10 protein-coding genes are annotated in these 11,831 nt (G+C 39.1%); 3 read left to right on the top strand and 7 right to left on the bottom strand.

Translation table 11 applies throughout. The annotated features are described in order from the left end of the window. The coding region (gene dsbD / locus ABJE44_RS00150) for a protein-disulfide reductase DsbD (protein WP_348120595.1) at window positions 1-1,205 on the bottom strand (1,205 nt) is incomplete at its 3' end. Window positions 1,206-1,488: 283 nt separating this feature from the next. Here dsbD and ABJE44_RS00155 point away from each other — a divergent pair. The 3 genes from ABJE44_RS00155 (at window position 1,489) to ppiC (ending at window position 4,725) form a co-directional block, all read left to right on the top strand. Next, entirely contained in the window at window positions 1,489-1,989 is a 501-nt protein-coding gene (locus tag ABJE44_RS00155) for an FxsA family protein (protein WP_348113570.1), read from the top strand. A 163-nt stretch (window positions 1,990-2,152) separates the two neighbouring features. Further along, on the top strand, window positions 2,153-4,327 hold the full coding sequence (locus ABJE44_RS00160; RefSeq protein WP_348113571.1) for a glutamine synthetase III: 2,175 nt from the start codon (window positions 2,153-2,155) through the stop codon (window positions 4,325-4,327). A gap of 122 nt (window positions 4,328-4,449) precedes the next feature. Further along, entirely contained in the window at window positions 4,450-4,725 is a 276-nt protein-coding gene (gene ppiC, locus ABJE44_RS00165; RefSeq protein WP_348113573.1) for a peptidylprolyl isomerase PpiC, read from the top strand. Between the two features lie 73 nt (window positions 4,726-4,798). Here ppiC and arcA read toward each other — a convergent pair whose 3' ends face one another. From arcA to ABJE44_RS00195, 6 genes are all read right to left on the bottom strand, one after another. Further along, window positions 4,799-5,506 carry a two-component system response regulator ArcA gene (arcA, locus tag ABJE44_RS00170; protein WP_133468176.1) on the bottom strand — a complete coding sequence of 236 codons (708 nt, stop codon included), beginning with the start codon at window positions 5,504-5,506 and terminating at the stop codon, window positions 4,799-4,801. A 125-nt stretch (window positions 5,507-5,631) separates the two neighbouring features. Next, complete coding sequence (locus ABJE44_RS00175) at window positions 5,632-7,227, bottom strand: HAMP domain-containing sensor histidine kinase (RefSeq protein WP_348113574.1); 1,596 nt, start codon at window positions 7,225-7,227, stop codon at window positions 5,632-5,634. Window positions 7,228-7,712: 485 nt separating this feature from the next. Then, complete coding sequence (glgA, locus tag ABJE44_RS00180) at window positions 7,713-9,137, bottom strand: glycogen synthase GlgA (RefSeq protein ID WP_348113575.1); 1,425 nt, start codon at window positions 9,135-9,137, stop codon at window positions 7,713-7,715. A gap of 61 nt (window positions 9,138-9,198) precedes the next feature. Next, window positions 9,199-10,224, bottom strand: coding sequence for a class I SAM-dependent methyltransferase (locus ABJE44_RS00185; RefSeq protein WP_348113576.1), 1,026 nt, complete (start codon window positions 10,222-10,224; stop codon window positions 9,199-9,201). Then, window positions 10,224-10,943, bottom strand: coding sequence for a tRNA (guanosine(46)-N7)-methyltransferase TrmB (gene trmB / locus ABJE44_RS00190; RefSeq protein ID WP_348113577.1), 720 nt, complete (start codon window positions 10,941-10,943; stop codon window positions 10,224-10,226). Before trmB ends, ABJE44_RS00185 begins: the two co-directional genes overlap by 1 nt. 103 nt (window positions 10,944-11,046) lie before the next feature. After that, window positions 11,047-11,673 carry an alpha/beta hydrolase gene (locus ABJE44_RS00195; protein WP_348113578.1) on the bottom strand — a complete coding sequence of 209 codons (627 nt, stop codon included), beginning with the start codon at window positions 11,671-11,673 and terminating at the stop codon, window positions 11,047-11,049. Window positions 11,674-11,831: the final 158 nt, after the last annotated feature.

Genomic DNA, 11,831 nt, shown 5'->3' on the forward strand with positions numbered 1-11,831 from the left:
ACAAACATTATGGCTACCGCTAGCATCATGAATCCAAACGCTACTTTAACAATGTTCATCCAGTGCCCCGCTTTAGGTAGCAACTTACCACCTGTGACACCAAATAAAATCAGTGGTATCCCCATGCCGAGACTTAACACATATAAAGCACTAAAACCTAAGACGAGGTCGCCACTTTGAGCAATAAATAACAAAATTCCAGTTAGCGGTGCTGTTGTACACGGTGAGGCAACTAGGCCCGAAATAGCCCCCATTACGAGTACACCCAAATAACTACCGCTGGTTTGTTTGTTACTCATTGCATTGAGTTTTTCTTGCCAAGCAGATGGCAGCTGCAACTCATAAGCCCCAAACATCACAATGGCCAACAAAATAAAGATAACAATTAACGTAATTAGAATCGCTGGGTGCTGCAGGCTAGCCTGAAATTGTACTCCCGCAGAGGCCACGAGTAGCCCTAATAAGGAGTAAGTGAGAGCCATGCCTTGGACGTAAACAAAAGAAAGACTGAAGGCTCTAGAGGTACTCATACTGGTACCCTGACCAATAACAATACCAGATAAAATCGGGTACATAGGAAACACGCAAGGTGTAAAAGCTAACCCCACTCCTAATCCTAAAAATATTAGTAAGGTCCACAGCAAACTTTGTTCACTGGATAGTAAGCTTGCAAGCTCAAATTGCTCTGAGACAACTGGAGTAGCAGAGTTGTTTTTACTGGCATCAACTGCTGAGAGATTCGGCTCAGAGGCGGTAACGCTCTCTAAAAATACTTCTTTGGTGACAGGGGGATAACAAAGACCAGCATCAGCACAACCTTGGTAGCGAATTTTTACAACCCCATCTTTGGCTGCAAAAATTATTGGATATTGGACTTCTAATTCGCCACGAAACACATCAGACAATCCAAAAAACTCATCTTCTACCTGCATCGCCTCAGGAAACTCAGGTTCCCCTAACTCAGTCTGTTTTAATGCTGTCTTAAATTGCTTTTTATATAAGTAATAGTCATCTGCAATTTTCCACTTTAATATCAATTGGCCACTTCTTTGTTCAAAATCAAACTGGAAGGCCTCGTCTACTTTCAAAAACTCAGGCTCGTCTGCAAATAAATCGGCCAAAGGGTCAGCCGATTGCGCAAAGCTACCCAAACAAAACAAACTCAAAAAAACAAATAAAATGACACGATTAGCAACTAAGTTCATGAACAACTCTTTTTAATTAAACAGTAACTGGGACAATTTACATATTGTAAATATCTCAAAGTTAAGCGTGTAAGCTTAAAAATATATTAAGAAAGTAAACTTTTAGTTAAAGACCCTTACTAATCTAAGAATCTTTCCACAGCTCCTGCCAGAAACAAAAGCAATATTTTGTAACAAAGCGACTCTTGGTTTATTCCAAGCTGAGCCCATTATAATAACAAATACATAGGCTCTGGTATCAGTTAAAATAATACTTGGGTATATCATCATAAAGAGGCATTTTTTGGCTAAATTATTTCTACTTTTCGCAATATTACCGATTGCTGAAATCGCGATATTAATCAATGTAGGTGAGCTAATTGGAGGCTGGTATACCGTTGCTATCGTCATCCTTACCGCTTTTGTAGGGGCCCGTTTAGTTAGGCAACAAGGCCTGACAACACTCACTCAAGCCCAGCAAAAAATGCAAACAGGGATTATGCCAGGCCAAGAAATGGCAGAGGGTTTACTCCTAGCAATCGCAGGTGTTCTTTTAGTTACGCCAGGGTTTATTACTGATATTTTAGGTTTGCTACTAACCCTGCCTATGACTAGGCCTATTATTGCTAGTAATTTGTTAAAACGACTAATAATTAAAACGGTAGAGCCCTCTTTTCACCAAGGATTCCAATCCCCCCCACATTCAAAGCAAAACTCAGAAGATATTATTGAAGGTGAATTTGAGCGCAAAGAATCGTCTTCTAGCAAACCAAGACTCAATGACGATTTAAATAAGCCAGATTAGATTCTAGAAATTAAGGATATGGAAAATCCAATACAGCGCACCTAGCGCTATGTAAACCCTTGTGGCCTGATATCTGCTTCAACAACCTCAGATTTAGTATGTTTTACTTTAAAAAAATAAGGTAAATCCCTACACCCCTTTAAAGACAGACTGAGGAAAAGATATGAGTGGATTAACATCTCGTAAAAACGCTATAACAGAAATTACCAATCGCGCACCTAAATCGTGCAAAACACCAGAACCATTGAACAAAATTTGGGCGAGCGATGTGTTTGGCTTAGCGGCTATGGAAGAAGCATTATCTAAAAACGCCTTTAAAGCTATCAAGAAAACAGTTCAAACCGGTGCTCCACTTGATACAGCTACCGCAGACGTTGTTGCTGCCGCAATGAAAGATTGGGCAATCGCCAAGGGTGTTAAGTTTTTCTCTCATATCTTCTATCCAATGACCAATATCACGGCTGAAAAACATGATGGTTTTATCATCACCAATTCAGACGGCGGAGCGATTACAGAATTTACAGGTAGCTTGTTGATAAAAGGCGAGCCTGATGGTTCTTCTTTCCCTAATGGTAGCTTGCGTATGACTAACGCTGCCCGTGGTTACACTGCATGGGATCCCACCAGCCCTGCATATGTCATGAAAACCGCCAATGGCGCAACATTAATGATCCCAAGCGTATTTATGTCTTGGACAGGCGAAGCACTAGATAAGAAAATTCCGTTGCTACGTTCAAACAAAGCAATGGATAAAGCGGCTCAAAAAGTACTAAGTTTAATGGGTGAAACTGAAATCGCTACCCTAAACTCTAGCTGCGGTGCTGAGCAAGAGTACTTTTTAGTTGATGAACACTTTGCTAATGCTCGCCCTGACCTATTACTCGCTGGTCGTACTTTATTTGGTGCTGCCCCTGCAAAGGGTCAACAATTTGATGACCATTACTTTGGCGCTATACCAGCGAGAGTCCAAGTCTTTATGCAAGACTTTGAAGACAAGCTATATCGCATGGGGATTCCAGCAAAAACACACCACAACGAAGTTGCTCCAGGCCAATTTGAAATTGCTCCTTATTTCGAAGCTGCCAACGTAGCGGCTGATCATCAACAATTACTGATGACGTTAATGAAAAGCACAGCTAAAGAACATGGCTTCTTGTGTTTATTACATGAAAAACCTTTTGCAGGTGTAAATGGTTCAGGTAAGCACGTTAACTGGTCCGTTGGTAATGCGACTCAAGGTAACTTGTTAGACCCAGGCAGCACACCCCATGACAACCTAAACTTCTTATTATTCTGTGGAGCTGTTATTAGAGGCGTACATAAATACGGACCACTTTTGAGAGCGGTAATCGCATCTGCTGCAAATGACCACCGCTTAGGTGCTAACGAAGCGCCGCCAGCAATATTATCAGTTTACTTGGGAACTCAATTAGAAAGCGTTTTCAATGATATAAAAGAAGGTAAGTTACTTGAGAAAGCTAAAGGCGGCTTAATGGACTTAGGTCTATCTCAAATTCTTTCTTTCGAACGCGATCCGGGTGACCGTAACCGTACATCACCGTTTGCATTTACTGGTAACCGTTTCGAATTTAGAGCTGTTGGTTCATCGCAGTCAGTATCAGGGCCATTGGTTGCCATGAATACTATGTTAGCTGATTCATTAACTTGGATTGCAGACAAACTAGAAGCTGTCTTAGACAAAGGTGAAGACAAAACAGCTGCAGTCATCACAGTTCTTCAAGAACTAATGGAAGAGCACGGTAATGTTATCTTCGGTGGCGACGGCTATTCAAGTGAATGGCATAAAGCTGCTGTAGAAGAACGTGGTTTGAAAAACATTCCAACCACTGCTGATGCGCTACCTGCGTTTAAAGAAGAGTCTGTGGTTAAACTTTTTGAATCGACTGGCGTTCTATCTCCAGCAGAACTGGCTAGCCGTTTTGAAGTATACGCAGAGCAATATATTCTATCTATTGAAGTAGAAGCTAAGTTAGTAGTTGGCATGGCCAGTACTAGAATATATCCAGCGACCATTGAGTATCTAGATAGTTTATCTAGTACAGCTACCAACCTTAGTAAGTTGAATATTACAATTAGTCACAATAGTATTGACGAAATTGCCGCTGAAACAGACGCGATGATGGCTGCAGTACGTAAACTAAAAGAAGCGATTGAGGTTGAGGAGTTTGACTCTGTTGAAGCTCACCTTAATTATTGTGCAGATACACTTTGCCCACTAATGCTAGAAGTACGTACTCATGCAGATGCACTAGAATTAGTAGTCTCTGATGACTTATGGCCTTTACCTAAGTATCAAGAAATGTTGTTTATCAAATAATCAAAACATAAACTTCAAATCTACAAGAAAAAGAGCTCCGGCTCTTTTTCTTTTTTTAAAGCCACTACCTGCTAAACTCCTGCGTATAGAACTCAACAATACACTCCCAACGGATATATGCCATGAAAGCGTGCGCCTGCCATATTCTAGTAAAAAACCAAGCATTAGCTGAAAAATTAAAGTTACAACTTAAAAAAGGAGGAGACTTTCATAAGTTAGCTAAAAAGCATTCAATCTGTCCTTCAGGAAAACAAGGCGGCGATTTAGGAGAGTTTAGTCCAGGCTCTATGGTTAAAGCTTTTGACAACGTGGTATTTAAGAAAGAAATTTTAACCGTGCATGGGCCCGTAAAAACGAAGTTTGGTTACCACCTAATTAAAACTTTATATAGAAACTAATCACAATTTTTAGGCAATAAAAAAGCTCCTACAAGGAGCTTTCTTAAATTTTATAATGGGTTTGTAGTGATAATTATGAATCTACTGAGCCACAAAAACGGTAACCTTCACCGTGAATAGTAACAATCAAATCATCTGCATTCACTTCTGACTCAAAGTGCTTACGTATGCGTCGTATAGTAACATCTACAGTACGGTCATTTGGACGTAATTCTCGCCCCGTCATTTCCATAATCAGCTGCTCTCTAGTCAGTATTTTACCTGGGTTATTTAAAAACAAATGCAATGCTCTAAACTCACTACGAGGTAAACGGAATTCTTTTGTGCTTGGAGAAATTAGACTGCGGCTATCACCATCTAACGTCCAGCCATTAAAGCTCACTCGGCTAGGCAAATCATCGTCTTCACTACTGTTGGTAGTTCGTGTTAATAAGTTTCTAGCTCTAATAGTTAATTCACGTGGATTAAATGGCTTTGTTAGATAGTCATCTGCACCAATTTCTAATCCTAAAATACGATCTACATCGTTATCTCTACCGGTTAAAAATATCAGTCCGATATTTTTACGACCACGTACTTCTCGGGCTAAAATCAAACCGTTTTTACCCGGAAGGTTAATATCCATGATGACTAAATTGATTGTGTTGTTTTCAAAGAAGTCATGCATTTGTTCGCCGTTCTCAGCTTCGAATACATTGTACCCTTCTGCTTCGAACAAGCTTTTTAAAGTGGTACGAGTAACGACTTCGTCTTCAACAATTAATACGTTAGGAGTCTGCATGATTCGGGCCTAGTTAAAAATTTGTGTAAAAGTTTATCAGAAAATATCTAAAAATCAGTAGCATAATTACATATTAAGTAAAAAATAGCGCATTTAAACATAGGAAAATAGTCTTCTTTGTCTATTTATTTAAAAGTACTAGCATTTACATGCTTGGAATCGACTATTTTCACTGGAAACATAATAGAAAAATGCACCCCGTGATGTTCTTCACTAACAATGGAAATCGAACCGTTTAAACCTTGAGTCACCAGATTGTAGACTAAATGCATCCCTAGTCCACTCCCCCCCTGTCCGCGCTTAGTCGTAACAAAAGGGTCAAAGATTCGCTTACACAATTGCTCAGGAATACCTTTTCCATTATCTACGAAGTCGATTTTGACCTTACTATTTTCCATTAGTTCTATTTTAATATTAATATCGCCTTCTTCCATGCCTTCAAAACCGTGAATAATGGAATTCATAATTAAATTAATCATAATTTGATTAATAGGCCCCGCTTTTGACTCAACTATAATGTCATCAGAACAAGCAATATGTATTTTATAGGGCGTTTTCTTCAACGTAGGGCCCATTGAAATTAGAATTTCGCTCATCAAGTTCGAAAATGAAAATACTCTGCTACTCTCTGAAGACTGATCAACCGCCACCTGTTTAAAACTAGAAATTAACTCAGCAGCTCTATTTAAATTCCGATAAATAATATTGAGATTTTCTTCACCTTCATCAATAAACTTAGTCAAAGCACTCGCTTTGAGGGTTTTACTTTCAAAGGCTACTCGCATATCTGCAAGCCTATCTAACATCATAGTAGAGGCTGTGACCCCTAAGCCAATTGGAGTATTAACTTCATGTGCAACACCAGCAACCATGTCCCCCAAAGAAGCCATTTTTTCATTTTGTACAATTTGTCTTTGAAATTGATGTAACTGCTCTAGAGTATGAATGAGTTCACTATTTGCTTCCTTTAAAGCCAAGGTACGCTGTTGCACTTTTCCCTCTAGACTTACAGTCAACTTAAGTTGCTCTGCCTCGGCTTGTGCCTGCTTATCTATATATTCTTGAGTATTGAACAACATTCCATTGAAGGCACTACCTAAGATATCTAACTCCTTAATACCATGAGCATCTACTCTACTTGAGTAATCTTTGGTTCTAGAGATACGTTGTACCAGCTTACCCATACCTTCTATAGGGGAAGTAATTGAGCGTTGCAATTTAAAAATTAAAAGAAAGCACACCGCTAAACAAAGTAAAAATACCCCAAAGGTAATAATAAAGGAGCGTGTAATTAGTAAATCTAGTGAGGCAACAGAAGATCTAACATAGACGTAACCAATCAGTTTGTCTTCTAAATAGATGGGCCTGACTACCTCCATAACATCGAGGGATTGTTGAGGGATAAATAACTCATTAATTTGTGAGTACTTGGCTCTAACGGGAGCTATTCCAGTTTTGTTGTAACTAGCCAACAAACTCAATTCAGACTCATCATCCACCTTATAGATGTGAACATTCTCAATTGTGGGTGAAGACACTAAAGCACTTAACATTAGCTCTAAAATTCGGACATCATCTTCAACAATAAATGGTTTAGCTTGCCCCCCCGTAACCTCTGCTGCAACAACAACACTTTGTTCAAGTGTTTTTTGGTATGTCGTAATCTGGCTATATAGATTAATAGAAGAAGAAAGACTTAGTGAAAGTACAATAACGGCCATTACCCCCCATAATATGAGGCTCTTAATCGAAAGAAATGTTTTCTTAGCTACCATATGAATCTTATATTGCCCCAAATTTACCAAAATGACTATCTGGTCATTACATTACTATCTCGCAACGAAATACTTGCATAAAACTTAGAATTAAATCAGCTAAAAGCACTAGTTCTTAACTAATTTCACTATTTCCTCTTCACTCAAACCATAGTTTATAGCCATTCGTTGTATTGAGACTTGCTGCTTAATATTCTCTGCAGTATTACTCTGAGGGTTAACATTTCTATTTATATCACTCAAACAAATACATATAATTTGATGTTTTGCGATCCCCAGAGACGGCACTGCTAACGCCGCTCTTTTATATATTAAGTGAGGGCAGCTAGCAGTTCGACTTGGGGCTTGAAGACATTCTTTTGTTATAGCCCACGAGCTCCCCACAACCCAAAAACTCAAAACAATAAAACTTGTCGGAACCTTTAAATTCATTATAAAGCTCCTAAATACAACCCTTCATAATTTTTAGCTGCATCTTCCCAAGTGAAACGGCTTAACATAGCTTTCTTTTGAGTCGATTCAAACACGTCTGGGCTTTCGTAATAAAACAGTAGTGCCCGTTCAACGCAAGCAAGTAGGGCCTCGCCACTAGGCTCAACAAAAACGAAGCCAGTTGCTGATTCTGGGTCATCCGCTAAATCAATCACCGTATCTTTTAAGCCACCAACTGCCCTGACTATGGGTAACGTGCCATAAGCTAAGCTATACATTTGATTCAAACCACAAGGTTCAAACAGAGAAGGCATTAAAAAGAAATCGCTGCCAGCTTCTATCATATGTGCTTTGCGAACACTAAAGTCCTCTATAAAAGCAAATTTAGATTGATGTTTTGCAGCCGCATTTCTTAACGCATCACTGATTTCAGGGTCACCGGTACCAATAATAACCAGTTGAAATTGATGACGTAATAATAACTCCAAGATTGGCATAATAAAGGCAAAACCTTTTTGTTCAGTTAACCGACACACCATGCCTATAATCGGCAAATTATCATTCTCTGGCAGCCCAACATTTTTCTGCAAATCATTTTTACAATGTTTTTTACCGGCTAAATTCGAGTAGTCATACTGTGCTACTATATTTCCGTCTGTAGCAGGGTCCCACTGAGTATAGTCACACCCATTAAGGATACCCGATACATCATTTCGTCTGCGATTAAACTCGTCAAACAAATAATGTGAACCAAGGGGAGATAGGAGTTCCTGTGCATAATTAGGGCTCACGGCGTTGATTTTATTTGCGTATCGAATCCCCATACGAACAAAGTTGAGGGCATCACCGTCTAGTTGGCTATGCAACTGGTAATGAGGTTGCAGGTATTCAATGTCACTAAATTTATGGGTGCCTTGATATGCTCCATTATGAATTGTAAAAATTGTTTTAGCATTAGTAAAAAAGCCACTGTTATCAATAGTCACAAAATAAGGGGTTAATGCTGTATGCCAGTCATTACAATGAATAATATCCGCTTGAAAACCTACTGCTTTAGCAGTTTGTAGCGCTGCGTTAGCAAAAAATGCAAAACGTTCTGCGTTGTCATGATATGCATGGTAATCATCTGTATATAATCCCTTTCGATCAAAAAATTTAGGATAATCAACAGCTAATACCTGTACATTTTCAATACTCAACTCTTTTATGGCATATTCATAAGCTTTATTACCAGAAAATAACACCTGCCTTTCACAGTAATCAGGAGCATTAAATCTTTGGGCTAATTGTTGATAATATGGCATCACAACTGTCACGTCATGACCCATTGCTTTTAAAGCGATAGGCAGAGACTTTCCTACGTCAGCCAAGCCTCCAGTTTTGACTAAATCTTCAACTTCCGAAACAACAAATAATATTCTCATAGCAATAGCCAACCCTTTAATTGAATGATTAAATCATACTCCCATTTTGCTAAGTCTAAGGCTATTTCACTCGACTACAAAGATATACACTGAATTGTGTAGTTTGCTTTATCAAGGTAACCATTTTAAAACGTTTTTCAAGTAATTCAGAGTATCTCAAAAACTTGTTAGCAACCAAGTTTAGGGTTCCATCAGCAGCCAAGTATTGTTTAACCTGTGATATAAAACTCTCCGAAACTGAATAATCGGTTTGAATTCCAGTGTGAAAAGGAGGGTTTGTAAATACACTTGAAAACTTACCCTTTATCTCTGTCAAACCATTTGATGCGACTACCTCTACTTCTAGATCATTTAATCTAGCGCTTTCCTCAGAACAGTAAACGGCTAAGGCGCTAACGTCACTCATTACAATTTGAGCCTTTGGATTTTTAAGCCCCAGGAAACATCCAATGACCCCTGCCCCACAGCCAAAATCAAGTACTCGCCCATTGGGAACTTTGATTTCACTATTCAACAATACCCTAGTGCCGTTATCAATTGAGCCATGGTTAAACACACCAGGTAACGAACAAATTTTATATTCAATGCCTGCTACTTCGATATCAAAAGTCTTTAGCCATTGTGTTAACTCAAACGGTTTGATCGTTTTATCAATTTTTGCAGCAAACAACGCACAATGTCTGGCCGAATCAATTTTATTCACTTGAGAACTTACAACTTCAAGCATCTTTGATGCGCTTTTTACACCACCTTTATTTTCACCAACGAGCAATAAATCAGCACCAGTTTTAAGGCAAGCAGCAATATTTGCAATCAACATTTTTGCTTGTTCTTTAGACTTTGGCATATAAATAACTGCCCCATCAAATTCATCCATTGTGGGGTAAGAAGCAGCAAAAAGGTGCTTATCCTGCTGCCCATTGGCGCAACTGTTCTGATAAACATCAAAGTATTGATGAAAAACATGAAGCTCCACATTGTTTAACTGGGTACTAATATGACTATCTGTAGGGTTCACAAGCAACCACTTACCTGTTTGAAAAACCTCTTTACTACGCATTAGTAATTGACTAGGAGCAGACAACATTATGAAACTCTCTCAAACATTAAATCCCACACTCCATGTCCTAATCTGTGACCACGTTGTTCAAACTTTGTAAGTGGTCTTTGTTCTGGACGAGGCACATAATCATTTGTTTCTGATTGGTTCTTAAACCCTTCGGCTTCGGACATGACTTCTAACATATGCTCAGCATAATTCTCCCAATCGGTAGCCATATGAAATACCCCACCGATTGCCAGTTTCGCTCTTAATTTTTGTACAAACTCACTCTGCACTATACGCCTTTTGTGATGGCGAGTTTTATGCCATGGGTCAGGGAAAAAAAGTTGTACTCTGGCTAAACTATTATCTGCAACACAGTCAGCAAGTATCTCTACTGCGTCATGTTCAAATAATTTTAAATTAGTTACACTCTGCTCTGCTGCTTCATTTAAGCATGCACCCACGCCGGGCCTATGCACTTCAATTCCAATAAAGTCTTTTTCCGGCTCGTTAGCAGCCATCTCAACTAATGACTTCCCCATACCAAAGCCTATCTCAAGAACAACAGGGGCTGAACGGCCAAATACTTCAGAAAAGATTAGTGACCCTGCTTTATGTTCTAACCCCATGGTGGGCCAATATTGTTCAATGGCTCTTGCTTGCCCTTGCGTAAGCCGCCCTTCTCGCTTCACAAAACTTTGAATTTTACGAATATAAACCCCTGACTTAGCGGCTTCTTCTTCAGACTTAAACTGACTCATGAATTTTTCTCTTATTAAAAAACGAATTGCTGTTTTAATTCAGCACTTAATGTGGCGCATTATCCTTTCACAGTTAAGGATTGCAAGGTTTCGCCAGTAAATATCATGCTATGAAATTGGCCAGCTTTTGAGCTAGAGTAATCGGCTGCTCTAAAGGCAGCATATGTCCAGCACCTTTAATTATTGTCACCTTTGCTTGTTGCAAGCTAGCAACTGCTCGTTCTATTTCGGTCAGCTTGACTAAGTTATCTTGCTCACCAACTACGAATTGTATCGGAAAATGACATGTTGCTAATTGAAGAACCAAGTTCTTTCTAACCTCAGTAGCGCTAAGCTGGGCCTCCAAAACACCCATACCCAAATCACGTTCCATACTTTTCACTACATCCTTAAGAGCATTATCATTTTGATTAGCTTCATGAAAATACTTAATAATATGTTTTTCACTAGAGCCTTTAAATTGTTTACTCCGTATTAATTTAAGGGTTTGCTTGCGCTGAACTAACACATCCTCGGGCAAGGCATTACAACTGCTACTAATTAAGGTTAAAGACGCCACGCGAGACTTATGCTCAAGCGCTGTTAACGCTGCAATATATGCCCCCATAGAGAAGCCTACTAAGTGTACCGGCTCGTCAAAATAGTCTAAACGATCAGCACTTAACATTCGCATTTGATCTAGATTTTGAGCCCACTGTAAAGGCACAAAGGCACGTTTAGGTATATTCATATGCTGCCAACAAGAATTAAATATTCGCTCATCACACAAAGTGCCTGGGGAAAAGATGACAGGTAGTTCGATTTTATGCAGAGCAGCATTCGGGTTTAGCAAGAGAGTCTCGATTGATGTTTTTATCTTAGATTAAGGTATTATCCTGTAAATATTGT

This window comes from Paraglaciecola sp. (assembly GCF_039942875.1).
Taxonomy (GTDB): domain Bacteria; phylum Pseudomonadota; class Gammaproteobacteria; order Enterobacterales; family Alteromonadaceae; genus Paraglaciecola.